Origin of the sequence: Streptococcus sp. KHUD_015 (assembly GCF_051106265.1) — a bacterium.
Classification (GTDB): domain Bacteria; phylum Bacillota; class Bacilli; order Lactobacillales; family Streptococcaceae; genus Streptococcus.
In genome coordinates, this window is sequence record NZ_CP193665.1 from 1,689,641 (window position 1) to 1,714,470 (window position 24,830).

Annotated in this window: 15 protein-coding genes, 19 tRNA genes, 3 rRNA genes and 2 pseudogenes; 7 read left to right on the top strand and 32 right to left on the bottom strand. The window is 42.4% G+C overall.

From position 1 onward, the window contains the following. The first annotated feature begins 81 nt into the window (after nucleotides 1-81). Nucleotides 82-1,083, top strand: coding sequence for a DNA-binding transcriptional regulator GalR (gene galR, locus ACORHU_RS07795; protein ID WP_434364188.1), 1,002 nt, complete (start codon nucleotides 82-84; stop codon nucleotides 1,081-1,083). A 67-nt stretch (nucleotides 1,084-1,150) separates the two neighbouring features. Here galR and ACORHU_RS07800 read toward each other — a convergent pair whose 3' ends face one another. Both ACORHU_RS07800 and ACORHU_RS07805 read right to left on the bottom strand, forming a co-directional pair. Continuing rightward, nucleotides 1,151-2,188 (bottom strand): zinc-binding dehydrogenase, encoded by a 1,038-nt coding sequence (locus tag ACORHU_RS07800; RefSeq protein ID WP_371508898.1) that lies wholly within the window; start codon nucleotides 2,186-2,188, stop codon nucleotides 1,151-1,153. Between the two features lie 76 nt (nucleotides 2,189-2,264). After that, a complete protein-coding gene (locus tag ACORHU_RS07805; protein ID WP_000645154.1) occupies nucleotides 2,265-3,161 on the bottom strand; it encodes a cation diffusion facilitator family transporter in 897 nt (298 codons plus the stop codon). 132 nt (nucleotides 3,162-3,293) lie between these two features. Between ACORHU_RS07805 and ACORHU_RS07810 the strand changes: the two genes are divergently transcribed. Continuing rightward, nucleotides 3,294-3,830, top strand: coding sequence for a TetR/AcrR family transcriptional regulator (locus ACORHU_RS07810; RefSeq protein WP_000181705.1), 537 nt, complete (start codon nucleotides 3,294-3,296; stop codon nucleotides 3,828-3,830). Between the two features lie 138 nt (nucleotides 3,831-3,968). Here ACORHU_RS07810 and ACORHU_RS07815 read toward each other — a convergent pair whose 3' ends face one another. From ACORHU_RS07815 to ACORHU_RS07835, 5 genes and pseudogenes are all read right to left on the bottom strand, one after another. Continuing rightward, nucleotides 3,969-5,489, bottom strand: coding sequence for an ABC transporter permease/substrate-binding protein (locus tag ACORHU_RS07815; RefSeq protein WP_434364190.1), 1,521 nt, complete (start codon nucleotides 5,487-5,489; stop codon nucleotides 3,969-3,971). Further along, on the bottom strand, nucleotides 5,482-6,210 hold the full coding sequence (locus ACORHU_RS07820; protein ID WP_434364192.1) for an ATP-binding cassette domain-containing protein: 729 nt from the start codon (nucleotides 6,208-6,210) through the stop codon (nucleotides 5,482-5,484). Before ACORHU_RS07820 ends, ACORHU_RS07815 begins: the two co-directional genes overlap by 8 nt. 13 nt (nucleotides 6,211-6,223) lie before the next feature. Beyond that, a pseudogene (locus ACORHU_RS07825) lies at nucleotides 6,224-6,412 on the bottom strand (nuclear transport factor 2 family protein); the annotation flags it as partial. 39 nt (nucleotides 6,413-6,451) lie between these two features. Further along, on the bottom strand, nucleotides 6,452-6,895 hold the full coding sequence (locus ACORHU_RS07830) for a MarR family winged helix-turn-helix transcriptional regulator (RefSeq protein WP_434364193.1): 444 nt from the start codon (nucleotides 6,893-6,895) through the stop codon (nucleotides 6,452-6,454). A 147-nt stretch (nucleotides 6,896-7,042) separates the two neighbouring features. Continuing rightward, nucleotides 7,043-8,236 carry an O-antigen ligase family protein gene (locus ACORHU_RS07835; RefSeq protein ID WP_434364195.1) on the bottom strand — a complete coding sequence of 398 codons (1,194 nt, stop codon included), beginning with the start codon at nucleotides 8,234-8,236 and terminating at the stop codon, nucleotides 7,043-7,045. 231 nt (nucleotides 8,237-8,467) lie between these two features. On the opposite strand from ACORHU_RS07835, the gene ACORHU_RS07840 reads away from it, so the two are divergent. The 3 genes and pseudogenes from ACORHU_RS07840 to ACORHU_RS07850 all read left to right on the top strand — a co-directional run bounded on the left by ACORHU_RS07840 (nucleotide 8,468) and on the right by ACORHU_RS07850 (nucleotide 12,469). Next, nucleotides 8,468-9,571: an IS30 family transposase gene (locus ACORHU_RS07840; RefSeq protein ID WP_434364196.1), complete on the top strand. Its 1,104-nt coding sequence runs from the start codon at nucleotides 8,468-8,470 to the stop codon at nucleotides 9,569-9,571. Nucleotides 9,572-10,001: 430 nt separating this feature from the next. Beyond that, entirely contained in the window at nucleotides 10,002-10,937 is a 936-nt protein-coding gene (gene birA / locus ACORHU_RS07845; protein WP_434364197.1) for a bifunctional biotin--[acetyl-CoA-carboxylase] ligase/biotin operon repressor BirA, read from the top strand. A 275-nt stretch (nucleotides 10,938-11,212) separates the two neighbouring features. Further along, nucleotides 11,213-12,469, top strand: a pseudogene (locus ACORHU_RS07850) (ISL3 family transposase). Nucleotides 12,470-12,581: 112 nt separating this feature from the next. Here ACORHU_RS07850 and ACORHU_RS07855 read toward each other — a convergent pair. From ACORHU_RS07855 to rlmD, 23 genes are all read right to left on the bottom strand, one after another. Further along, a tRNA-Ser gene (locus tag ACORHU_RS07855) sits at nucleotides 12,582-12,669 on the bottom strand. 6 nt (nucleotides 12,670-12,675) lie between these two features. After that, nucleotides 12,676-12,749, bottom strand: a tRNA-Ile gene (locus tag ACORHU_RS07860). 34 nt (nucleotides 12,750-12,783) lie between these two features. Further along, nucleotides 12,784-12,854: transfer RNA gene (locus ACORHU_RS07865), tRNA-Gly, on the bottom strand. 20 nt (nucleotides 12,855-12,874) lie between these two features. Then, nucleotides 12,875-12,947, bottom strand: a tRNA-Phe gene (locus ACORHU_RS07870). A 3-nt stretch (nucleotides 12,948-12,950) separates the two neighbouring features. Further along, nucleotides 12,951-13,024: transfer RNA gene (locus tag ACORHU_RS07875), tRNA-Met, on the bottom strand. 9 nt (nucleotides 13,025-13,033) lie between these two features. Beyond that, nucleotides 13,034-13,123: transfer RNA gene (locus ACORHU_RS07880), tRNA-Ser, on the bottom strand. Nucleotides 13,124-13,135: 12 nt separating this feature from the next. Continuing rightward, nucleotides 13,136-13,209 (bottom strand) — tRNA-Ile (locus ACORHU_RS07885). Nucleotides 13,210-13,222: 13 nt separating this feature from the next. Further along, nucleotides 13,223-13,296: transfer RNA gene (locus ACORHU_RS07890), tRNA-Met, on the bottom strand. A gap of 5 nt (nucleotides 13,297-13,301) precedes the next feature. Beyond that, nucleotides 13,302-13,375 (bottom strand) — tRNA-Pro (locus ACORHU_RS07895). Nucleotides 13,376-13,389: 14 nt separating this feature from the next. Next, nucleotides 13,390-13,463, bottom strand: a tRNA-Arg gene (locus ACORHU_RS07900). 10 nt (nucleotides 13,464-13,473) lie between these two features. Beyond that, nucleotides 13,474-13,559, bottom strand: a tRNA-Leu gene (locus ACORHU_RS07905). Nucleotides 13,560-13,566: 7 nt separating this feature from the next. Then, nucleotides 13,567-13,638, bottom strand: a tRNA-Gly gene (locus ACORHU_RS07910). Between the two features lie 22 nt (nucleotides 13,639-13,660). Further along, nucleotides 13,661-13,733: transfer RNA gene (locus tag ACORHU_RS07915), tRNA-Thr, on the bottom strand. 18 nt (nucleotides 13,734-13,751) lie between these two features. Next, nucleotides 13,752-13,833: transfer RNA gene (locus ACORHU_RS07920), tRNA-Leu, on the bottom strand. A gap of 5 nt (nucleotides 13,834-13,838) precedes the next feature. Continuing rightward, nucleotides 13,839-13,911 (bottom strand) — tRNA-Lys (locus ACORHU_RS07925). Between the two features lie 24 nt (nucleotides 13,912-13,935). Continuing rightward, nucleotides 13,936-14,008: transfer RNA gene (locus ACORHU_RS07930), tRNA-Asp, on the bottom strand. Between the two features lie 2 nt (nucleotides 14,009-14,010). Next, nucleotides 14,011-14,083, bottom strand: a tRNA-Val gene (locus tag ACORHU_RS07935). 4 nt (nucleotides 14,084-14,087) lie between these two features. Continuing rightward, nucleotides 14,088-14,203: ribosomal RNA gene (gene rrf, locus ACORHU_RS07940) — 5S ribosomal RNA — on the bottom strand. Nucleotides 14,204-14,279: 76 nt separating this feature from the next. Beyond that, a 23S ribosomal RNA gene (locus ACORHU_RS07945) occupies nucleotides 14,280-17,180 on the bottom strand. 124 nt (nucleotides 17,181-17,304) lie between these two features. Continuing rightward, nucleotides 17,305-17,377 (bottom strand) — tRNA-Ala (locus ACORHU_RS07950). A 51-nt stretch (nucleotides 17,378-17,428) separates the two neighbouring features. After that, nucleotides 17,429-18,974 (bottom strand): 16S ribosomal RNA (locus ACORHU_RS07955). The 16S, 23S and 5S rRNA genes sit together here with 19 tRNA genes alongside, the layout of an rRNA operon. A 254-nt stretch (nucleotides 18,975-19,228) precedes the next feature. Further along, a tRNA-Glu gene (locus ACORHU_RS07960) sits at nucleotides 19,229-19,300 on the bottom strand. A gap of 132 nt (nucleotides 19,301-19,432) precedes the next feature. Further along, nucleotides 19,433-20,794, bottom strand: a complete 1,362-nt coding sequence (gene rlmD, locus ACORHU_RS07965) for a 23S rRNA (uracil(1939)-C(5))-methyltransferase RlmD (protein WP_153197666.1) — start codon at nucleotides 20,792-20,794, stop codon at nucleotides 19,433-19,435. Between the two features lie 37 nt (nucleotides 20,795-20,831). On the opposite strand from rlmD, the gene recX reads away from it, so the two are divergent. Together recX and ntdP are read left to right on the top strand one after the other, a co-directional pair. Next, a complete protein-coding gene (gene recX, locus ACORHU_RS07970; RefSeq protein WP_434364198.1) occupies nucleotides 20,832-21,608 on the top strand; it encodes a recombination regulator RecX in 777 nt (258 codons plus the stop codon). A gap of 88 nt (nucleotides 21,609-21,696) precedes the next feature. Then, nucleotides 21,697-22,230 carry a nucleoside tri-diphosphate phosphatase gene (gene ntdP / locus ACORHU_RS07975; RefSeq protein ID WP_000775316.1) on the top strand — a complete coding sequence of 178 codons (534 nt, stop codon included), beginning with the start codon at nucleotides 21,697-21,699 and terminating at the stop codon, nucleotides 22,228-22,230. 70 nt (nucleotides 22,231-22,300) lie between these two features. Here the strand turns inward: ntdP and ACORHU_RS07980 are convergent, their stop codons facing one another. Continuing rightward, the gene (locus ACORHU_RS07980) at nucleotides 22,301-23,068 is read right to left on the bottom strand and encodes an epoxyqueuosine reductase QueH (protein WP_000567567.1); all 768 of its coding nucleotides are present in this window, start codon (nucleotides 23,066-23,068) and stop codon (nucleotides 22,301-22,303) included. 138 nt (nucleotides 23,069-23,206) lie between these two features. Beyond that, nucleotides 23,207-24,829: a chaperonin GroEL gene (gene groL, locus ACORHU_RS07985; protein ID WP_434364200.1), complete on the bottom strand. Its 1,623-nt coding sequence runs from the start codon at nucleotides 24,827-24,829 to the stop codon at nucleotides 23,207-23,209. Nucleotide 24,830: the final 1 nt, after the last annotated feature.

Below are 24,830 nucleotides of genomic sequence, written 5' to 3' on the forward strand. Positions count from 1 at the left end.
CAATCCTTTTTACTAAAATTTTACTAAACTATCAGTAAAAGACAGAAAAATATGATATACTAATCTAATCAAGGAGGATTTATGGCTACCTTAAAAGACATTGCACAGCTAGCCTCTGTCTCTATCGCGACCGTATCCCGTGTCCTCAATCGCGACCAGAGTCTATCTGTTACAGAAAAAACCAGGCACCGTATTTTAACCGTTGCTGAAGAGCTGGGCTACACCAAACACCTCAAGACAGGCGAGTCCCACAAACCCAAGCAAAAGATTGCCATTATCCAATGGGTCAGCGAACAAGGGGAGCTGGACGACCTCTACTACTACCAGATTCGCCTAGGCATAGAAAAAAGAGCCCAAGAGTTGGACTATGATATCTTGCGCTATTTTAATGACCATCCTTTTACACTGAGCGAGGAAGTCATCGGGATTCTCTGCATCGGAAAGTTTAGCCGAGCTCAGATTTCTGCCTTTGAAGAATACCAAAAGCCTCTTGTCTTTCTAGACAGTGATACCCTTTCCCTAGGACATACCTGTATTATCACGGATTTTTACACTGCCATTAAACAGGTTGTCGATTATTTCCTCAGCCAAGGACTTTATCGTATCGGGATTCTAACAGGCCTTGAAGAAACAACCGACCAAGAAGAAATCATTGAGGATAAGCGTCTGGAAAACTTCAAAAACTACAGTCAAGCGAAGGGAATTTATCATGATGAACTGGTCTTTCAAGGAAGCTTTACCGCCCAGTCTGGCTATGACTTGATGAAGGAGGCTATTCAGAGTTTGGGAGACCAACTCCCACCAGCCTTTTTCGCAGCCAGCGATAGTTTAGCTATCGGTGCCCTCCGTGCCCTCCAAGAAGCTGGAATCAGCCTGCCAGACCGCGTCAGTCTTATTTCCTTTAACGACACTAGTCTGACCAAACAGGTCTATCCTCCCCTCTCCAGCATCACAGTTTATACTGAAGAAATGGGCCGAGCAGGTATGGATATTCTTAACAAGGAAGTACTCCACGGTCGCAAAATCCCTAGCCTGACCATGCTGGGGACCAGACTGACATTGAGAGAGAGTACTCTGCCATAACTCCACAAATTAAACATGACAAAAAATCCTAATAGAGAATCTCAAATCTCCATTAGGATTTTCTTTTTTAGTCCATCACAATCATAGACTTAATGGTCTTGCGTTCATCCATATCTTTATAAGCCTGGTCAATATCCTCTAATTTATAACTTGAAGTAAAGACGCGACCTGGATTGATATCGCCATCAAGAACGGCTTTTAGTAATACTTGTTTGTCATAAGTTGTGACAGAAGCTGGACCACCACCGATTATTGTATTTTGACCAAAGGTTGAGCCAATGGCTCGATTTTCATAGTGCGGTACGCCAACAAAGCCCAAACGACCTCCATTATGGAGAACACCAAGAGCTTGATCAACCGCTGCTTCTGTTCCAACACATTCCAGAGCTGCATCTGCACCACCACCTAGAATCTCACGCACCTTGGCAATTCCTTCTTGACCACGTTCAGCTACAACAGCTGTCGCACCTGACTCCAGAGCCATCTTTTGACGATCTTCATGACGGCTCATAAGGATAATTTGCGATGCACCACGCATCTTCGCCGCGATGACAGCACATTGACCTACAGCACCATCACCAATGACCACAACCTTATCCCCTTTTTGAACATTAGCAACACGCGCCGCATGATAGCCTGTCGGCATGACATCTGCAAGAGTCAAGAGGGACTTTAGCATACCTTCTGTGTAGTCAGAAGGTTGTCCAGGGATTTTAACCAGCGCCCAGTTTGCATAGTGAAAACGAATATATTCCGCCTGAAAATCGCCTCCCAAGTTATTACCAATATGATTATCGCAAGAACCGTCAAAGCCAGCAAGACAGGCATCACACTCACCACATCCATGTGTAAACGGGACAATGACAAAATCACCTGGCTTCACCGTCGTAATGGCTTCCCCAGTTTCTTCGACAATCCCAATCGCTTCGTGTCCACTATTTTTATGTCCCGATTTAATATCTGGATTGCGGTAACTCCAAAGGTCCGAACCACAAACACAAGCACGAACTACACGAATAATAACATCATCCGCTTCTTGAATACTTGGACGCTTAACCTCTTCAATACCGACCTGACCTGCTTTTTTATAGACTGCTGATTTCATTAACATATCCTCTCCATTTTTACTAGTTTAAGTATACACTTTTTATTATGCTTTCGCTCACTTATACTACACCTCATCAATGATGATGATTTTGATCATGACTTGCTTCTAACTCTGTTATATTGCGCTTATGTGCTTGGTGAGTTTCTAGGTCGGCATCAACTTCAATAGTGATGTTTTGAAATCCACAATCTTTTAGCAAGTTTCGTATGAATTCTTTACAAGTTTCCATCTGTTCAATTTCTTTTAGGCAAACATGAACAATGGCATTTTTTTCCAAACCATCCATAGTCCAGAGATTAAGCTGGTTAAGGCTAGCCACATTGTCTAATCCCTCTAAGTCACTCATGACTTGCTTGATATCGACACCTTCTGGCACAGCATCCAAGAAAATCTTGAGTGCGCTCCAAAAGCGAGGAATTGCTTTTGTTAGAATGAAGATAGAAATGACAAGCGACAAGATAGGATCTAAGATATACCAATCTGTAAATCGGAGGATAATCGCCATTAGAATGACAGCTAACCAACCAAGAGTATCTTCCAAAAAGTGCAGGCTCAGAATCGACTCGTTCTTTGTCTTTCCCTTGCGAACTACTAGACTAGCTAGCAGATTGATGCTAACTGCAATGATCCCTAGCCAGAGAATACCTTCATCATTAACGGGCTGTGGATTAAAAAGTTTAGTTATATTTTCCAAAATCACTAGGATGGATCCTGTGATAAGAATCACAGCAGTCACCAGGGCCCCTAAAAGACTAAATCGCTTGTAACCCAAGGTGTACTGCCTATCTTCTTCTCTATTTGAGATTGTTTCTAAAAAGGCCGATATGCCAATGGCTATAGCATCTCCCAAGTCATGGACAGAATCAGCAAGAACAGCACTCGAACCAAAGATTCCTCCTGCAATAAACTCAACAATAGCATAGCTTAAATTTAAGAAAAAAGCTACCCAAACAGTATATTTTGCCTTCATTTTTCTCATTCCTTTGTTATAATAGACTTATGAACACCTTGTTCATTATCATTATCCACTAAAACTCAAAGAAAGGATAGAAGCAAAATATCAGCTTTATTCAGTTCTGAACAATTTGCCTCAAATGTCCATATGACTAACATTGACCGCCGTATCAGTAAAACCAAAAAAGCCATCTATCAGGCTTTTCTACAATTTTTGAACGAGAAGGGCTACGAATCCACTACAGTTCAGGATATCATTAATCTCGCAGATGTGGGACGTTCCACTTTTTACTGTCACTATGAGAGCAAGGAACTACTTCTGGACGAGCTTTGTCGCCACCTCTTTCATCACATCTTTGAAAGAGAGGAGTCCATTTCAACCGAGGATTATCTCGCTCACCTCTTTCTACATTTTCAGAAAAATCAAGACCATATCACCAGTCTGCTATTTTCTAAAAATGACTACTTCCTCCGTCAACTCCATAAAGAGCTAGAACACCATGTCTATTCCGTGCTAGCTGATAAGTTGAAAAAAGCTCACCCAAGTCTGCCTCCTTCTTACCTCCAACACTTAGTCATGTCCAACTTTATCGAGACATTGACCTGGTGGCTCAAAAAAGGGCAAGACTTTACAGACCAAGAAGTTGTCCAATTTTATCTAGACCTTCTCATTCCTAAAAATTGAATACAGAGTAGAGCTCAGTTGCCTTATTTCTAGGCTACTGAGTTTTTTATCTTTTCAATAATCAAAAAAGCCCAGACGACATTGTCTGAGCATTTTTCTATCTAGTCGTTTAACCAAGTTGAGTTCAGCATTTTTAAGCTATTTCTTCAACAAGCCTTGATCTTGTAGAAATTCCTTGGCTACTTGTTCTGCTGACTTGCCTTCAACACCGACTTGGTAGTTGAGCTGGCTCATCTGGCTTTCAGTAATTTTACCAGCCAATTTATTGAGAACTGTTTCCAACTCTGGATGTTTCTTGAGAAGAGCTTCTTTCATAAGTGGAGCCCCTTGATAAGGTGGGAAGAGTTGCTTGTCATCTTCCAATACCTGTAAATCATAACGCGCCAACTCTGCATCGGTTGAATAGGCATCCGTAATTTGAATATCGCCCGACTGAATTGCCTGATAGCGAAGGGCTGGCTCCATGGTCGCCACATTAAGATTGAGACCATACATTGACTGCAAGCCCTTATTTCCATCTTCACGGTCATTAAACTCAAGTGTAAAGCCTGCCTTCAGCTGTCCTTCCACTTTTTTCAAGTCCGAAATGGTCTTCAAGCCATATTCTTGAGCAATCTTTTTCGGAACAGCTACAGCGTAGGTATTTTGATAAGACATGGGTTTGAGATAGGCTAGATGATCCTGTTTGGCAATGCCATCACGCGCTACATCATAAACCTGCTCTGGCTCATGACTCACCTTGGGTGATGGTTGAAGTAAACTTTCAGTTACCGTACCAGTAAATTCAGGATAGATATCAATATCTCCTTTTTTCAGAGCTTCATAGAGGAAACTTGTCTTACCAAAATTCGGTTTAACAGTCGCAGTCATACTGGTATTTTCTTCAATTAGCAACTTATACATATTGGCCAAAATTTCTGGTTCTGGCCCCAATTTCCCAGCAATAACCAAGTTTTCTTTCTCTTTTTGAGCCAAAAGAGCTGGACTATAAGACAGACCGAGCAATATGGTCACCAAGGCAAAACCAGAAAAAATCGTCCGCAATTTTGCCTTTTCCATCACTTTTAGTAGGAAGTTAAAGGCAATGGCAAGCACTGCAGAAGAAAGGGCCCCAATCAAAATCAGACTGGCATTATTACGGTCAATTCCCAAAAGGATAAAGGAACCCAGCCCCCCTGCACCAATCAAGGCAGCCAAGGTTGCCGTACCGATAATCAAGACAGCTGCCGTCCGAATCCCAGACATCATAACAGGCATGGCAAGTGGAATTTCAAACTTCTTGAGACGTTCCCATCTGGTCATCCCAAAGGCAATCCCAGCCTCTTGCAGACTCGGATCAATTCCCTTGAGTCCAGTGATGGTATTTTGCAAAATCGGAAAAATCGCATAAATCACTAGAGCTGTCAAAGCAGGCAAGGTTCCAATTCCCATCAAGGGAATAAAGAGCCCCAACAAGGCCAGAGACGGGATGGTCTGGAAAATCCCTGCAATCTGCAAGACCCAATCCGCCAACTTCTCATGAAAGCGAAGATAAACAGCCAAGGGAATCGCGATAAAAATAGCTAGTAACAAGGTTAAAAGTGACAACTGCAAATGTTGAGATAGAGCTGTCAACCAATCACTAAAACGATCCTGAAAAGTTGCAATTAAATTAGTCATGAACACTACCTCCAAACAAGTCTGCTACAAAGTCTGTGGCAGGCGCTTTTAAAATGGTCTCGGGATTCGCTACCTGGCGAATCTCCCCATCCTGTAAAACAGCAATACGGTCCGCCAATTTCAAAGCTTCATCCGTATCATGGGTTACAAAAATTGTTGTCATCCCAAACTCTTTATGCAATTCTTTAGTCAGAACCTGCAACTGTTTTCTCGAAATAGCATCAAGAGCCGAAAAAGGCTCATCCATGAGGAGAATCTTAGGCTGACCAATCATAGCACGAACAATACCTACCCGTTGCTGTTCTCCACCAGATAATTCACTAGGCAAACGACGCCCATACTCAGCTACTGGCAAGCCAACCTTGGCCAAAAGCTCTTCTGTTCTATGAGCAATTTCTTCCTTAGTCCAGCCCTTCATCTCAGGAATCAGGGCAATATTTTCCACAACTGTTAGATTAGGAAACAGGGCAATGGCCTGTAAAACATAACCCGTAGAAAGACGAAGTTCACGCTCATCATAGTCTTTGATGCGCTTGCCATCCATATAAATATTTCCATCAGTTGGTTCCAAGAGGCGGTTGACCATCTTAATCATGGTTGTCTTACCGGACCCAGATGGCCCTACTAAAACCATAAACTCCCCATTCTCAATCCGTAAATTGACATCTCTCAAGACATCTTTTTCTGTGTAGCGCAAGGCTACATTTTTGTATTCAATCATTCTTGTCCTCAATTTAAAACTTTCCTCGGTTGGTCAAATCTTCAACCTTTGGCATAATTTCCTTATTATCCCAATGCTCCACAATTTTCCCATTTTCTAGACGGAAAATATCGTACTGGGCATAAGCAAGGCCATCAATCTGAACCTGGCCATAGCTAACCACATAATTTCCTTGTCCCAAAAGCTGGAAAACAAAGTCAAAAATGGCCTTTACTTATAAACAGTTAATTTTTGCTCTATTCTAATCCTCATTTTCTTCCTCTTTCAGATTAGCCAAAATTCTTTCTTGAAAGGCTTCAAACTGACGAATTTCTTCCTCTGAAAATCCTTTGTAAAAGATCGTATCCAATTTCTGACTGACACGATGTCCCACTTCTTTCTGGGACTTGCCCAACTCCGTTAAATCTAAATACTTCTTACGCCTGTCTTTCTCACATGGAATAACAGTTACAAGATTTTGTTCCTCTAGCTTTTTTATCATAGTCGTCAGCGTATTATTAGCAAGCCCCGTCGCAAGCGCGATATCTGTCGCAGTTGCGCAGCCAGTTTCACTATTCCATAAAACCGCTAAAATCTTACCCTGTTCACCCCTATAAAGAGCTTCAGGATCTTGGCTCAGTAACTTTTGAAAAATCCGCCCATTCAACAAACGAATATGATGGGCTAGCAAATGACTATCTTTCATAACACCTCCAATTTATTTCGATATCGAAATGAATAAAATAATTGTAACACTCATTGTTCTAACTGTCAACTATTTCGATTTAGAAATAATTTTTCCAAGTAAAAAAATCTCCTATCCAAGGCAGAAGAATTTTTTAATCTTATAAACTTAATCCGTCATGTCCGATACCAAAGTTCGATGCTCCAACGGAATACTGCACATAACTAGCAAGAAAATAAAACCTGACTGAATCCAGAAGAGGGCCAGATCAAAGATTCCGTGCACAGCAACCACTGTAAGGAAAGATAGATAAAGACCGATAATCGGACGTTTCCCCGACTCCTGACTCATATCCATCATCAAGCGAACAGGAGCAACAGAAGATAAAAATAATAAAATAGTTCCCACAATTCCGTAACTCAGAATCGTATCAATGTAAAGGCTGTGAGCATGTTCATGATAAGGAGCATGTATCCGAGGATACGAGTGCATGTAGGTCAATGGCCCCTCACCCCAAAAAGGATTTTGCTTAAACAAGGCCATTCCAGCATCCCAGATAGAAATGCGTTCTTCCATAGAAGAGTCTAAAGTCCCCATCCGAACTCCCAAATCACTAGAAAAGAGGAAGCTCAAGCCAATCGCAAAGACTCCAATACTAAGCCAAAAGGCCTTCCAGTTTTTAATGGTCGTAAAGAGATAGATAATGGCTCCAGCGATAATAGCAGGAAAGGCAGTTCGATTTTGCGTAAAATTCAAACCAAAGAGATTCACAAAGCCTGCAATCACACAGAATACTTTCAACCAATTCAACTTGGTCGTTGTAAACAGATAGAAAGCAATCATAATACAGAAACAACAAATAATTCCATAATAATTAGGATTAAAGAAGGTCACTTCTGCCCTATTCTGATGCCACACCTGCATGTTAGGTGAAAGAAAAGCATAGTTGAATTTCTTCACGATTTGGAAATGCTCTAAACTCGCAAAAGCAGCTGACAAGACGCTCCCAAACAAGACGAGTTGCAAAATCAATCGAAAGAATCTATGTGATAAAACCGACTGATAGTGCAAAAAGAAAACAGTAAATAGAAACATTCCTACTGAAGCCACAAGACCCATCCAATTTTGTGCAAAAACGGATATAACAGTACTATAGCCAAGAAAAAGAAGCAGCATCGGATGCTCCCCCATTTTCTGAAGAATACTTTTCATGTCTCCTGTAAAAATCAAACTGATAATATATAAACAGAATACAACTACAAAAAGATAAAAGGGTAAAAAGATACTCAGGATAATTCCCAATAAAATCAGCTCTTTACTAGACAACCCTTTCAGCTTTTTAATAAAGCCTATTGATTTCAAAATGAATCCTTTCTCTCCAAATCAACTGATTCAGATAATAGTAAGCTATCCTATATTGTACCACTTTTTTAGCAATTTGAAAACAAAGGAAACGTTTACTAGGTAAAAAAGGGAGCAAGGCTAACTTCTCAAAGTAACTTCCACTTTCCTGACCGAAGTGGAAATTAGTCTAAAACGGATTTTTATGATGGAATTAAGTGTGAGACGTTTGAGTTAGAAATGAGGTCTACTATGACAAAACATAAACAACTTACCCTTTCAGACCGTAATGATATCCAACTAGGCTTAGAGCGCGGTAAAGCCTCCAAAGCTATCGGGCAACTTATTCAAAAAGACCCGACTACTGTTTCTAAAGAAGTCAAGCGAAACAAACAAGTCCGAGAGTCTACATGTGACAACCTTCCTTGCCCTTTACTCGATAAGGCTCCCTTTATCTGTAATGGCAGCCCTAAAAGAGGACAAAACTATGGTTATCAGAAAATCCTCTACCTCGCTAAGCAAGCTCAAAAGCAATACGAACAAACTCTTATTGAATCTCGTGAAGGAACTCCCCTCAATTCCAAGACCTTCTGGGACATAGATAAAATCATTTCTGATGGTGTTAAAAAGGGACAACACATCTATCATATCCTCAAAACTCATAACCTTGATGTCAGCTCCTCAACTGTCTATCGACATATCCGAAAAGGATACCTATCTATCGCTCCTATTGACCTAGCCAGAGCCGTTAAATTCAAAGAAAGACGGAAAAGTAAGCTACCTTCCATCCCTAAAGAAGCTAAAAGAGGCCGTTCCTATGAGGAGTTCCAAAACTATTTAGCACTGAATCAACTAGACTCTTGGCTGGAAATGGACACCGTTATGGGGAGGATGGGAGGTAAAGTCCTACTCACCTTCAATCTATCTTTCTGTAACTTTATCTTCGCTAGACTGCTGGATAATAAAACTGCCCTTGAAGTTACCAAACACCTTTATAAAATCAAGAACACTCTTCACCAAGCTGACAAAGATTTCTGTCTACTCTTTCCTGTCATCCTGACAGATAATGGTGGAGAGTTTGCCAGGGTCGATGACATCGAAATGGATGTTCGAGGAGAAAGTAAACTTTTCTTTTGTGACCCTAATCGCTCTGACCAAAAAGGGAGAATTGAGAAAAATCACACGCTGATTCGCGACATTCTACCTAAGGGAACTTCTTTTGACAATTTAACTCAAGAGGACATCGAGCTCGTTTCCTTTACTTATGGAGAAGAGATTCCTAAGCTTCTCGGCATTTCTAAAATACCTGCAGAAGACGTCTGTCAGTCGTCTAAATTATTCCAACATAAGTTCTAAAAACTAATCTTCAACCCTATTCAAACGTCTCACACTAACTTCCACCATAGCGGAACTTAATCTGAAACGCTTTCAGATGAGGGGATTTTGTGCGCTCTTTTTTTCGATTCATTTCGGCTACAAAAGCGATGAAATCAAGCATGATTAAAACCAGTGGAACTTACCCTGACACGGAATTCCACTGGTTTTTATGATTTTTCTCAGACTAACTTCCACTTGGATTAGCGGTGAAACTTAGTTTGGGAATTTACCAAAACGAGAGCAAAAATACTGGGATTTCAAAACTCAATCTTAATGATTATATTTTTTCTAAGAAAATCATGCTGTAAATAGTAGGCATATGTTAAAATAGTAGTAATAAAATATAGATTAGACGCAACTATCCAAAATAGATTCAAATCATATACTATTCTTAAAGAAAGGAAACACTATGAAATCCTACCAAGCCGTCTACCAAATTCTAGCAAAAGAAACCGATTATATAAGCGGAGAAAAAATCGCAGAAGAACTATCCCTAAGCCGAACATCAATTTGGAAAGCCATCAAGCGTCTAGAACAAGAAGGCATTGAAATTCATAGTATCAAAAACAAAGGATATAAACTGATGAATGGTGACCTTATTCTTCCAGAGATTCTAGAAGAAAATCTTCCAATTAAAGTCAGTTTTAAACCCGAAACAAAATCAACACAACTGGATGCAAAAGAAGCAATTGATTTAGGGAATGAAGCAAACACCATCTATCTAGCTTCCTATCAAACAGCAGGCCGAGGTCGATTTCAACGTTCTTTCTACTCCCCACAGGGGGGGATTTATATGACACTCCATCTTAAACCAAATCTCCCCTATAACAAATTACCATCCTACACACTGCTTGTAGCTGGAGCTATCTATAAAGCCATCAAAAACCTAACTTTAATAGATATCGACATAAAATGGGTCAATGATATCTACCTAAACAATCATAAAATTGGAGGAATCCTTACTGAGGCAATGACCTCTGTAGAAACAGGCTTAGTCACAGATATCATTATTGGAGTAGGAATCAACTTCACTATCAATGATTTTCCACAAGAATTAAAAGAAAAAGCTGCTAGCTTATTTAAAACACCAGCTCCTATAACAAGAAATGAATTAATTATAGAAATATGGCGTGCTTTCTTCAAAACACCAGCAGATGAATTATTATACTTATATAAAAAACAGTCATTCGTTCTAGGAAAAGAAGTTACTTTCACACTGGATCAAAAAGACTACAAGGGACTTGCAAAAGACATCTCTGAAAATGGAAAACTTTTAGTACAATGTAATAACGGAAAAGAAATCTGGCTCAATAGCGGAGAAATTTCACTAAAAAGTTGGAAGTAGTAATAAACAAGCACAACCATAAAATCGACAATATGTAGTTTATTCAAGTTAGATTAGTACATAGTGACTGCTAAAGCATTTCTAGAATTTAATTTGATTTTCCTAATCGATTTGTTCATATCTTATTTCAATCTACTATATAAAGATTTTAGGGCTCTATAATATTTGTAGTGGGTAAATCCCCTATAGATATTATGGAGCCTATTTTGTTGTAGAAAAAAAGTCCCATAAGATCTATAATGAAAAGCAACCAAACCATCATTAGAAAGAATCCTATGGAACAGTTATATTTTATCACAAAACTACTCGATATCAAAGACCCAAATATCCAAATTATAGATATCGTTAATAGGGACACACATAAAGAAATCATCGCTAAATTGGATTATGAGACTCCTTATTGTCCTGTTTGCGGAAGTCTAATGAAGAAATATGACTTTCAAAAACCGTCTAAGGTTCCTTAACTTGAAACGACTGGTATGCCTACTAGAATTCTCCTTAGAAAGCGTCGTTTTAAGTGCTATCAGTGCTTAAAAATGGCGGTCGCTGAGACTCCTCTAGTAAAGAAAAATCACCAAATCCCTCGTATCATCAACCAAAAGATTGCCCAGAAGCTAATTGAAAAGATTTCTATGACTGACATTGCCCATCAGCTGTCTATTTCAACTTCAACTGTCATTCGCAAGCTCAATGACTTCCGTTTTAAGCATGATTTTTCTCGTCTGCCTGAGGTTATGTCTTGGGACGAATATGCCTTCACTAAGGGAAAGATGAGTTTCATTGCGCAAGATTTTGACAATCTCAATATCATCACTGTTCTTGAGGGAAGAACACAAGCTATCATAAGAAATCATTTTTTGCGCTACAATCGAGCTGTTCGTTGTCAGGTAAAAATCATTACTATGGATATGTTTAGTCCTTATTATGACTTAGCTAGACAACTTTTTCCAAACGCTAAAATCGTTCTGGATCGCTTTCACATTGTACAACATCTAAGCCGTGCTATGAGTCGTGTGCGTGTCCAAATCATGAATCAGTTTGAGCGAAAATCCCATGAATACAAGGCTATCAAGCGCTACTGGAAACTCATTCAACAGGATAGCCGTAAACTGAGTGATAAACGATTTTATCGCCCTACTTTTCGTATGCACTTAACCAATAAAGAGATTCTAGACAAGCTTTTGAGCTATTCAGAAAACTTGAAACATCACTATCATCTCTATCAGCTCTTGCTTTTTCACTTTCAGAATAAGGAGCCGGAGAAATTTTTCGGGCTCATTGAGGACAATCTAAAGCAGGTTCATCCTCTTTTTCAGACTGTCTTTAAAACCTTTCTCAAGGAAAAAGAGAAGATTGTCAACGCCCTTCAACTACCCTATTCCAACGCCAAACTGGAAGCAACCAATAATCTCATCAAACTTATCAAACGCAATGCCTTTGGTTTTCGGAACTTTGAAAACTTCAAAAAACGGATTTTTATCGCTCTGAATATCAAAAAAGAAAGGACGAAATGGGTCCTTTCTCGAGCTTAGCTTTTCTTCAACCCACTACAGTTGACAAAGAGCCATTAAGTTTTGCAAATCTGAAGTTTTTATTCCACTATTCTCAAAAATACAAAAAGAGAGATATAAACTCTCAATAAAACGGAGAATAAGGGATTCGAACCCTTGCGCCAGTTACCCGACCTAACGATTTAGCAAACCGTCCTCTTCAGCCTCTTGAGTAATTCTCCTATTAATGGGCACGAGTGGACTCGAACCACCGACCTCACGCTTATCAGGCGTGCGCTCTAACCACCTGAGCTACGCGCCCAAGTTAAAAACTTGGTAATTTGAACAAAGTTCAAAGCGGGTGACGAGAATCGAACTCGCGACAACAGCTTGGAAGGCTGTAGTTTTACCACTAAACTACACCCGCATACATGCTATAAGTAAAAATGGCGCGAGACGGAATCGAACCGCCGACACATGGAGCTTCAATCCATTGCTCTACCAACTGAGCTACCGAGCCTTATTGCGGGAGCAGGATTTGAACCTACGACCTTCGGGTTATGAGCCCGACGAGCTACCGAGCTGCTCCATCCCGCGTTAATAAAAAGGAGGATGTGGGATTCGAACCCACGCACGCTTTTACACGCCTGACGGTTTTCAAGACCGTTCCCTTCAGCCGGACTTGGGTAATCCTCCATACTATTCAAATGGACCTTGTAGGACTTGAACCTACGACCACTCGGTTATGAGCCGAGAGCTCTAACCAGCTGAGCTAAAGGTCCAACAAGATCATTATAGCGGCGAAGGGGATCGAACCCCCGACCTCCCGGGTATGAACCGGACGCTCTAGCCAGCTGAGCTACACCGCCATGAATCGGGAAGACAGGATTCGAACCTGCGACACCTTGGTCCCAAACCAAGTACTCTACCAAGCTGAGCTACTTCCCGAGTTAAATAGAAAATGCACCCTAGAGGAGTCGAACCTCTAACCGCCTGATTCGTAGTCAGGTACTCTATCCAGTTGAGCTAAGGGTGCTCTTATATTATGCCGAGGACCGGAATCGAACCGGTACGATCGTTACCAATCGCAGGATTTTAAGTCCTGTGCGTCTGCCAGTTCCGCCACCCCGGCCTCTCTAAGCGAACGACGGGATTCGAACCCGCGACCCCCACCTTGGCAAGGTGGTGTTCTACCACTGAACTACGTTCGCACTATTTTCTTCTATCTAAAAATGCCGGCTACATGACTTGAACACGCGACCCTCTGATTACAAATCAGATGCTCTACCAACTGAGCTAAGCCGGCTCATTTATTATATCTTAATGCGGGTTAAGGGACTTGAACCCCCACGCCGTTAAGCGCCAGATCCTAAATCTGGTGCGTCTGCCAATTCCGCCAAACCCGCAGATATGACCCGTACTGGGCTCGAACCAGTGACCCATTGATTAAAAGTCAATTGCTCTACCAACTGAGCTAACGAGTCTAAAATAACTTTCGTTATCTTAAACGGTCCCGACGGGAATCGAACCCGCGATCTTCGCCGTGACAGGGCGACGTGATAACCGCTACACTACGGGACCTATGGGAGTTAACGGGATCGAACCGCTGACCCTCTGCTTGTAAGGCAGATGCTCTCCCAGCTGAGCTAAACTCCCTAGAGCTAAGCGACTTCCATATCTCACAGGGGGCAACCCCCAACTACTTCCGGCGTTCTAGGGCTTAACTTCTGTGTTCGGCATGGGTACAGGTGTATCTCCTAGGCTATCGTCACTTAACTCTGAGTAATACCTACTCAAAATTGAATATCTATTCAAATTAAGAAAACCGTTCGCTTTCATATTCTCAGTTACTTTGGATAAGTCCTCGAGCTATTAGTATTAGTCCGCTACATGTGTCGCCACACTTCCACTTCTAACCTATCTACCTGATCATCTCTCAGGGCTCTTACTGATATAAAATCATGGGAAATCTCATCTTGAGGTGGGTTTCACACTTAGATGCTTTCAGCGTTTATCCCTTCCCTACATAGCTACCCAGCGATGCCTTTGGCAAGACAACTGGTACACCAGCGGTAAGTCCACTCTGGTCCTCTCGTACTAGGAGCAGATCCTCTCAAATTTCCTACGCCCGCGACGGATAGGGACCGAACTGTCTCACGACGTTCTGAACCCAGCTCGCGTGCCGCTTTAATGGGCGAACAGCCCAACCCTTGGGACCGACTACAGCCCCAGGATGCGACGAGCCGACATCGAGGTGCCAAACCTCCCCGTCGATGTGAACTCTTGGGGGAGATAAGCCTGTTATCCCCAGGGTAGCTTTTATCCGTTGAGCGATGGCCCTTCCATACGGAACCACCGGATCACTAAGCCCGACTTTCGTCCCTGCTCGAGTTGTAGCTCTCGCAGTCAAGCTCCCTTATACCTTTACACTCTGCGAATGATTTCCAACCATTCTGAGGGAACCTTTGGGCGCCTCCGTTACCTTTTAGGAGGCGACCGCCCCAGTCAAACTGCCCGTCAGACACTGTCTCCGATAGGGATCACCTATCTGGGTTAGAGTGGCCATAACACAAGGGTAGTATCCCAACATCGTCTCCTTCGAAACTGGCGTCCCGATCTCATAGACTCCTACCTATCCTGTACATGTGGTACAGACACTCAATATCAAACTGCAGTAAAGCTCCATGGGGTCTTTCCGTCCTGTCGCGGGTAACCTGCATCTTCACAGGTACTAAAATTTCACCGAGTCTCTCGTTGAGACAGTGCCCAAATCATTACGCCTTTCGTGCGGGTCGGAACTTACCCGACAAGGAATTTCGCTACCTTAGGACCGTTATAGTTACGGCCGCCGTTTACTGGGGCTTCAATTCATACCTTCGCTTGCGCTAAGCACTCCTCTTAACCTTCCAGCACCGGGCAGGCGTCACCCCCTATACATCATCTTACGATTTAGCAGAGAGCTGTGTTTTTGATAAACAGTTGCTTGGGCCTATTCACTGCGGCTGACTTAAAGTCAGCACCCCTTCTCCCGAAGTTACGGGGTCATTTTGCCGAGTTCCTTAACGAGAGTTCTCTCGCTCACCTGAGGCTACTCGCCTCGACTACCTGTGTCGGTTTGCGGTACGGGTAGAGTATGTTTAAACGCTAGAAGCTTTTCTTGGCAGTGTGACGTCACTAACTTCGCTACTAAACTTCGCTCCCCATCACAGCTCAATGTTATAGATATAAGCATTTGACTCATATCACACCTCACTGCTTAGACAGACTCTTCCAATCGTCTGCTTTAGTTAGCCTACTGCGTCCCTCCATCACTACATACTCTAGTACAGGAATATCAACCTGTTGTCCATCGGATACACCTTTCGGTCTCTCCTTAGGTCCCGACTAACCCAGGGCGGACGAGCCTTCCCCTGGAAACCTTAGTCTTACGGTGGACAGGATTCTCACCTGTCTTTCGCTACTCATACCGGCATTCTCACTTCTATGCGTTCCAGCACTCCTCACGGTACACCTTCTTCACACATAGAACGCTCTCCTACCATACCTATAAAGGTATCCACAGCTTCGGTAAATTGTTTTAGCCCCGGTACATTTTCGGCGCAGGGTCACTCGACTAGTGAGCTATTACGCACTCTTTGAATGAATAGCTGCTTCTAAGCTAACATCCTAGTTGTCTGTGCAACCCCACATCCTTTTCCACTTAACAATTATTTTGGGACCTTAGCTGGTGGTCTGGGCTGTTTCCCTTTCGACTACGGATCTTAGCACTCGCAGTCTGACTGCCGACCATAATTCATTGGCATTCGGAGTTTATCTGAGATTGGTAATCCGGGATGGACCCCTCACCCAAACAGTGCTCTACCTCCAAGAATCTTAATGTCGACGCTAGCCCTAAAGCTATTTCGGAGAGAACCAGCTATCTCCAAGTTCGTTTGGAATTTCTCCGCTACCCACAAGTCATCCAAGCACTTTTCAACGTGCCCTGGTTCGGTCCTCCAGTGCGTCTTACCGCACCTTCAACCTGCTCATGGGTAGGTCACATGGTTTCGGGTCTACGTCATGATACTAATTCGCCCTGTTCAGACTCGGTTTCCCTACGGCTCCGTCTCTTCAACTTAACCTCGCATCATAACGTAACTCGCCGGTTCATTCTACAAAAGGCACGCTCTCACCCATTAACGGGCTCGAACTTGTTGTAGGCACACGGTTTCAGGTTCTATTTCACTCCCCTCCCGGGGTGCTTTTCACCTTTCCCTCACGGTACTGGTTCACTATCGGTCACTAGGGAGTATTTAGGGTTGGGAGATGGTCCTCCCAGATTCCGACGGGATTTCGCGTGTCCCGCCGTACTCAGGATACTGCTAGGTACAAAGACTATTTTAAATACGAGGCTATTACTCTCTTTGGCTGATCTTCCCAAATCATTCTTCTATAATCTTTGAGTCCACATTGCAGTCCTACAACCCCGAAGAGTAAACTCTTCGGTTTGCCCTCCTGCCGTTTCGCTCGCCGCTACTAAGGCAATCGCTTTTGCTTTCTCTTCCTGCAGCTACTTAGATGTTTCAGTTCACTGCGTCTTCCTCCTCACATCCTTAACAGATGCGGGTAACAGGTAGTACCTGTTGGGTTCCCCCATTCGGAAATCCCTGGATCATCGCTTACTTACAGCTACCCAAGGCATATCGTCGTTTGTCACGTCCTTCTTCGGCTCCTAGTGCCAAGGCATCCACCGTGCGCCCTTATTAACTTAACCTTATTTTTTGACCTTTCAGTCATAAACTCTTATTAATACTACAGCGTTTTCGGTTTATTTTCTTGTTACTATTTGATATAGATATTCAATTTTCAATGTGCATTACTTGGTGATCTCTCACCAATGGAGCCTAGCGGGATCGAACCGCTGACCTCCTGCGTGCAAAGCAGGCGCTCTCCCAGCTGAGCTAAGGCCCCACAAGACCTCTCAAGACTAAACAAGACCAATGCGCAGTTCCTTTTCCTTAGAAAGGAGGTGATCCAGCCGCACCTTCCGATACGGCTACCTTGTTACGACTTCACCCCAATCATCTATCCCACCTTAGGCGGCTGGCTCCTTACGGTTACCTCACCGACTTCGGGTGTTACAAACTCTCGTGGTGTGACGGGCGGTGTGTACAAGGCCCGGGAACGTATTCACCGCGGCGTGCTGATCCGCGATTACTAGCGATTCCGACTTCATGTAGGCGAGTTGCAGCCTACAATCCGAACTGAGACTGGCTTTAAGAGATTAGCTTGTCGTCACCGACTTGCGACTCGTTGTACCAGCCATTGTAGCACGTGTGTAGCCCAGGTCATAAGGGGCATGATGATTTGACGTCATCCCCACCTTCCTCCGGTTTATTACCGGCAGTCTCGCTAGAGTGCCCAACTAAATGATGGCAACTAACAATAGGGGTTGCGCTCGTTGCGGGACTTAACCCAACATCTCACGACACGAGCTGACGACAACCATGCACCACCTGTCACCTCTGTCCCGAAGGAAAACTCTATCTCTAGAGCGGTCAGAGGGATGTCAAGACCTGGTAAGGTTCTTCGCGTTGCTTCGAATTAAACCACATGCTCCACCGCTTGTGCGGGCCCCCGTCAATTCCTTTGAGTTTCAACCTTGCGGTCGTACTCCCCAGGCGGAGTGCTTAATGCGTTAGCTACGGCACTAAACCCCGGAAAGGGTCTAACACCTAGCACTCATCGTTTACGGCGTGGACTACCAGGGTATCTAATCCTGTTTGCTCCCCACGCTTTCGAGCCTCAGCGTCAGTTACAAGCCAGAGAGCCGCTTTCGCCACCGGTGTTCCTCCATATATCTACGCATTTCACCGCTACACATGGAATTCCACTCTCCCCTCTTGCACTCAAGTTAAACAGTTTCCAAAGCGTACTATGGTTAAGCCACAGCCTTTAACTTCAGACTTATCTAACCGCCTGCGCTCGCTTTACGCCCAATAAATCCGGACAACGCTCGGGACCTACGTATTACCGCGGCTGCTGGCACGTAGTTAGCCGTCCCTTTCTGGTAAGATACCGTCACAGTGTGAACTTTCCACTCTCACACTCGTTCTTCTCTTACAACAGAGCTTTACGATCCGAAAACCTTCTTCACTCACGCGGCGTTGCTCGGTCAGACTTCCGTCCATTGCCGAAGATTCCCTACTGCTGCCTCCCGTAGGAGTCTGGGCCGTGTCTCAGTCCCAGTGTGGCCGATCACCCTCTCAGGTCGGCTATGTATCGTCGCCTTGGTGAGCCGTTACCCCACCAACTAGCTAATACAACGCAGGTCCATCTGGTAGCGGTGCAATTGCACCTTTCAAACAGTTGTCATGCAACAACTGCTATTATGCGGTATTAGCTATCGTTTCCAATAGTTATCCCCCACTACCAGGCAGGTTACCTACGCGTTACTCACCCGTTCGCAACTCATCCGGAGAAGCAAGCTCCTCCTTCAGCGTTCTACTTGCATGTATTAGGCACGCCGCCAGCGTTCGTCCTGAGCCAGGATCAAACTCTCATTAAAAGTTTGAGTTCTCACTCATTTCTGTCACTGACAGATTTATTGTTTTTTCATTGTTCAGTACTACAACCTTGGTTGTAGTGCCCTGCACATTGGTTCGTCTTGTTCAGTTTTCAAAGGTCTTTGTCACTCACTTCTCTCAAGTGACAACTATATTAGTATATCACAGTCGCTTTCGCTTGTCAACACTTTTTTGAAACTTTTTTTAGTTTTTTTAAAACTTTTTTTCATTAAGTGTTTCCTACTGGAACATACCATAGTCCGTACGGGATTCGAACCCGTGTTACCGCCGTGAAAAGGCGGTGTCTTAACCCCTTGACCAACGGACCAGAGTTGTTATTTTCAACTCTTACTATTATACAGCCTTTTTGTTTTTTGTCAACACCTTTTTTAAATTTTTTTAATTTTTTTCGACTTTTTTAAATTTGACTATTTCAGCCCAATATCAAACTCTTTAAACACTATGCTTTTCTCTTTTTTATCAGCTTTACAACAGCTTCAGTTCGAGCGGTATGTGGGAACATATCGACCGACTGGATATAATGAAGATCATAGACTTCTACCAAACGCACCAAATCCCGTGCTAAGGTTGAAACATTACATGAAATATAAACCATTTTTTCTGGCACATATGTAAGAATAGTGTCTAACAACTTATCATCCAGACCTGTACGCGGTGGATCCACAATCAGTGCATCTGCTCTGTATCCTTCCTTATACCATCGAGGAATAATCTCTTCTGCTGTCCCTGCTTCGTAATGTGTATTATCAAATCCCATTCTTTTAGCATTTCGCTTAGCATCTTCAATAGCTTCTGGAATAATATCCATACCTCTGAGTGTTTTAACTTTCTTTGCAAAGGCAAATCCAATCGTTCCAACTCCACAATAAGCGTCAATCAAATGGTCTTCTTTACTAACATCTAGCGCTTTTACTGCTTCGCTATAGAGGACTTCTGTTTGTTCAGGATTTAACTGATAGAAAGCTCTAGGGGATAGTGAGAATTCATAGTCGAGTACACCTTCTTGAATACTCTCTTCTCCCCAGATAATCTCTGTCTTTTCACCATAAATCTCGCTGGTTTTAGCTGTATTTGTATTCACAGCGACTGTCACAATTTCTGGAAAATCTTTAACTAATTCTTTTACAAGTTGGATTAAGTTAAGCTGACGGTTTGTAACAATAATAATCTGAACCTGTCCGGTCTTCCTTGCTCGTCGAACCATAATAGTACGGACACCTAGGACTTTCCTCTCGTCTGTGATTGGAATCTGGTAATAAGTAAGTAATTCTGCTAGACGATTAGCAATCACTTGGGTTTCCTTGTCTTGTACCAGGCAATCTTTCAACTCTACTAAATAGTGAGAGTTTTGTGCATATAAGCCCGCCTTGACCTGATTCTTAAATTTTCGAGTCTGAAATTGTAACTTAGCACGGTAGTACTTTGGTTCCTGCATACCAATCGTCGGGCGGATCTCATAATTTTCATATCCTGCAGGGGCAAATTTTTTCAGCGCTTGATGAAGCAAGTCCGTCTTGAACTCCAACTGCTTATCATAATGCAGGTGCATGATTTGGCAGCCTCCGCACTCATTGTAAATAGTACAAGCTGGCACAACGCGAAATTTAGACTTCTTGTTGACCTTTAATAATTTCGCTTCAACAAAGTTACGTTTAATAGAAGTAATCTGACAATAGATATCTTCTCCTTTGAGAGCTCCAGGTACAAAGACTAACGTTTTTTGGTAAAAGCCGATTCCCTCACCATTAATTCCCATGCGCTTGATTTTTAATGGTATTTTTTGTTTCACTTTCAGATTCATATCCCTATCTTATCACATTTTGAGTTATAATAGAACTATGAAAATCACAAAACTTGAAAAGAAAAAAAGACTCTATCTGATGGAGCTTGATAATGGCGACAAATGCTACATCACCGAAGATACAATTGTTCGTTTTATGTTATCGAGAGATAAGATAATAAGCGAAGAGGAATTGAAAGAGATTCAGGACTTTGCTCAATTTTCTTATGGTAAGAATCTGGCTCTCTACCACCTATCCTTTAAAGCACGTACTGAAAAAGAAGTAAGAGAATATCTGAAAAAATACGATTTCAATGAAAACATAGCTTCTCAGGTCATTGCTAATCTTAAAGAGGATAAGTGGATTAATGATAATCAGTACGCTTATGCTATCATCAATGCCAATCACCTTTCAGGAGACAAGGGGCCTTATGTACTGACTCAGAAACTAACACAAAAAGGGATTTCAAAATCTACTACAGAAGAGATTTTAAATGAATTTGATTTTTCGGAAGTTGCTCAACGTGTAGCCAATAAACTATTGAAAAAATATGAGGGAAAACTTCCATCTCGTGCCTTACAAGATAAGATTATCCAAAATCTTACCAACAAAGGGTTTTCCTATTCTAATGCTAAAACTGCCTTTGACGAGTTGGATAGTCAAGTTGACCAAGAAACGACTCAGGAACTCATCTTCAAGGAACTTGATAAGCAATATGCCAAGTATGCCCGAAAATATGAAGGATACGAACTTAAACAGCGTTTAACCCAAGTTTTAGCACGAAAGGGCTACGATTTTTCGGATATAGCAAGCGCTCTCAGAGAATATCTTTAATATTTTCATGTAAAATTCACAGATTTTAGGTAATTTTATGGTACAATAGTAAACGATAAACTTATAAATTGTAGAAAGTTGGTTAGTTATGAAGCTTCCAAAAGAAGGCGACTTTATTACAATTCAAAGTTATAAGCATGATGGGAGTCTCCACCGAACTTGGCGGGACACCATGGTACTAAAAACAACAGAAAACGCCATTATTGGTGTCAACGATCATACACTTGTTACCGAAAGTGATGGTCGTCGTTGGGTCACTCGAGAACCGGCTATTGTTTACTTTCACAAGAAATATTGGTTTAATATCATTGCCATGATTCGTGATAATGGGATTTCCTACTATTGCAACATGGCTAGCCCCTACTATCTGGATGAAGAAGCACTGAAGTATATTGATTATGATTTGGATGTTAAAATTTTTACAGATGGAGAGAAACGTCTCTTGGACGTTGAGGAGTATGAGCGTCACAAACGCAAAATGAATTATTCTGATGATTTGGACTATATTTTAAAAGAACATGTCAAAATTCTTGTTGATTGGATTAATAATGGACGTGGTCCTTTCTCAGAAGCCTATGTAAACATTTGGTACAAGCGCTATGTAGAACTAAAGAATCGGTAAAGTTGTCAAACTGGGGTGAAAGCCCTGGTTTTTTTATTTGAAAAACCCAGTTTTTCAGCTGGGTTGATTTCTATATATCTAATTTCGTAACAGTAAATTTGATGTGGGAATAGTCTTTTTCAACATCCTTATCCAGCAAGAAAGCTGTGGCATCCTTCTTAACTTGAACCAGGTCAATATTCTGAGCCTGGGCTGCATAAACGCATCCACAATAACATTGACGATAGATATCATACTCTTCACACATCTCTACCGAACGTTTGTAGCCTTGATTTTTCTTGAAATCACTTGGAAGATAGTGAGTGGTATAAATCTTTTGCACATCGATTCCGATACTGTTGATGGTTTGAGAATTCTTATGAGGACTGATGGTTAAAGCCGAACCGAAATAGTCAAAACCTAAATCCATAGCCACTTGCGCTGTCTTATCCAGTCGGTAGTCAAAGCAAACCTTGCAACGATCACCACCTTCTGGCTCTTCCTCTAGTCCTCTGACTAACTTACGGTATTCATTGGGTTCATAGGGAGCTTCTAGGTACTGGACTGTATTTCCTGTCCGCTCATTGAAATCACTGACAAATTTCTTGGTGACATAAGCTCGCTTGTGGTATTCTGCCTTGGGATGGATATTAGAATTGGCAAAATAGATGGTCACGTCTGCATACTTGGTCAAATATTCTAGGGTATAGGTACTGCAAGGGGCACAGCAAACATGCATGAGAATAGTTGGCCGTTGCTCATTTTTCTCCCATACTTGTACCATCTTCTGCATGACACGGTCATAATTAATCTTCTGATTGGGGTTCATCTTGCTCAGAATTTCTTCTACATCGATCATGTTTTTCTCCTTTTTCTAGTCTTATTTTATCATATAAGTCAGGAGAGCTCAAATCAATTTAGAAGTGAATAGCATAAAAAAGGAGGGTTAGTCATTCCCTCCTTTTGTACTTTTTATAAGTTGTTTTCTATAGAAAGCTTACATCATACCGCCCATCATGCTTGGATCCATTGCCGGAGCTGGGGCTACTGGTTCTGGTTTATTGGCTACGACTGCTTCTGTTGTCAAAATCAAGCTGGCTACAGATGCTGCATTTTGTAGAGCTGAACGACTCACTTTAACTGGGTCGATAATCCCTTGATCAATCATGTTGACCCATTCGCCAGTTGCTGCGTTAAAGCCTGTTCCAACTTCAGCATTTTTCAAGCGATCGATAACAATAGATCCTTCAAATCCTGCATTGTGGGCAATCTGACGAACAGGTTCTTCCAAGGCACGGAGAACAATATTGCGTCCTGTTGCTTCGTCTCCTATCAATTCCAAATCAGCCACGGCTGGGATAACATTTACAAGGGCTGTTCCACCACCAGCAACGATTCCTTCTTCAACAGCTGCACGAGTAGCGTTGAGGGCATCTTCAATGCGGAGTTTCATTTCTTTCAACTCAGTTTCAGTTGCGGCTCCGACCTTGATTACTGCTACACCACCTGACAATTTCGCCAAGCGTTCTTGCAATTTTTCACGGTCAAATTCAGAAGTTGTAGTTTCGATTTGAGACTTGATAACCGCAACACGGTGGGAAATAGCTTCAGGATTACCAGCACCTTCTACGATAACAGTGCTGTCTTTGTCCACAGTTACTCTCGCTGCTTGACCAAGTGCTTCAATTGTCGCATCTTTCAACTCAAGACCAAGGTCTTCTGTGATAACTGTTCCACCTGTCAAGATGGCGATATCTTCAAGCATTGCTTTGCGACGGTCACCAAAGCCAGGTGCCTTGACTGCTACCACGTTGAAGGTTCCACGAATCTTGTTCAATACAAGAGTTGGAAGAGCTTCACCATCCACATCATCCGCAATAATCAAGAGTGGACGATTGCTTTGAAGAATGCTTTCTAGGAGCGGCAAGATTTCTTGGATATTGGAAATCTTCTTGTCGGTAATCAAGATGTATGGATTTTCAAGATCAGACACCATTTTTTCGCTATCTGTCACCATGTACTGTGAAAGGTAACCACGGTCAAACTGCATTCCTTCTACGACTTCAAGCTCTGTTTCCATACCACGTGACTCTTCGATAGTGATGACTCCATCTTTGCCAACTTTTTCCATGGCTTCAGAGATGTATTCACCAACTTTTTCAGAACGAGAAGATACGGCAGCAACCTGAGCGATAGCTTCTTTATTGGCAACAGGAATGGCGTTATTTTTCAAGGCTTCAACTGCTGCAGCAACTGCTGTTTCAATCCCACGACGAATGCCTATTGGATTGGCACCTGCAGTGACGTTTTTGATTCCTTCACGGACGATAGCTTGGGTCAAAACAGTTGCAGTTGTAGTCCCGTCGCCTGCGATATCATTGGTTTTTGAAGCTACTTCTGACACCAATTTGGCACCCATATTTTCAAAATGGTCTTCCAATTCGATTTCTTTGGCAATAGTTACACCGTCATTGGTGATGAGTGGTGAACCAAATGATTTTTCAAGAACGACATTACGACCTTTTGGTCCCAAGGTTACTTTAACAGTGTCTGCAAGGATATCGACACCACGAACCATAGCTGAACGAGCATCAGATGAAAATTTAATTTCTTTTGACATA

Coding starts and splice junctions, on each gene's coding strand:
- galR (WP_434364188.1), top strand. CDS start 82: ATGGCTACCTTAAAAGACATTGCACAGCTAGCCTCTGTCTCTATCGCG.
- ACORHU_RS07800 (WP_371508898.1), bottom strand. CDS start 2,188: ATGAAATCAGCAGTCTATAAAAAAGCAGGTCAGGTCGGTATTGAAGAG.
- ACORHU_RS07805 (WP_000645154.1), bottom strand. CDS start 3,161: ATGAAGGCAAAATATACTGTTTGGGTAGCTTTTTTCTTAAATTTAAGC.
- ACORHU_RS07810 (WP_000181705.1), top strand. CDS start 3,294: ATGACTAACATTGACCGCCGTATCAGTAAAACCAAAAAAGCCATCTAT.
- ACORHU_RS07815 (WP_434364190.1), bottom strand. CDS start 5,489: ATGACTAATTTAATTGCAACTTTTCAGGATCGTTTTAGTGATTGGTTG.
- ACORHU_RS07820 (WP_434364192.1), bottom strand. CDS start 6,210: ATGATTGAATACAAAAATGTAGCCTTGCGCTACACAGAAAAAGATGTC.
- ACORHU_RS07830 (WP_434364193.1), bottom strand. CDS start 6,895: ATGAAAGATAGTCATTTGCTAGCCCATCATATTCGTTTGTTGAATGGG.
- ACORHU_RS07840 (WP_434364196.1), top strand. CDS start 8,468: ATGACAAAACATAAACAACTTACCCTTTCAGACCGTAATGATATCCAA.
- birA (WP_434364197.1), top strand. CDS start 10,002: ATGAAATCCTACCAAGCCGTCTACCAAATTCTAGCAAAAGAAACCGAT.
- rlmD (WP_153197666.1), bottom strand. CDS start 20,794: ATGAATCTGAAAGTGAAACAAAAAATACCATTAAAAATCAAGCGCATG.
- recX (WP_434364198.1), top strand. CDS start 20,832: ATGAAAATCACAAAACTTGAAAAGAAAAAAAGACTCTATCTGATGGAG.
- ntdP (WP_000775316.1), top strand. CDS start 21,697: ATGAAGCTTCCAAAAGAAGGCGACTTTATTACAATTCAAAGTTATAAG.
- ACORHU_RS07980 (WP_000567567.1), bottom strand. CDS start 23,068: ATGATCGATGTAGAAGAAATTCTGAGCAAGATGAACCCCAATCAGAAG.
- groL (WP_434364200.1), bottom strand. CDS start 24,829: ATGTCAAAAGAAATTAAATTTTCATCTGATGCTCGTTCAGCTATGGTT.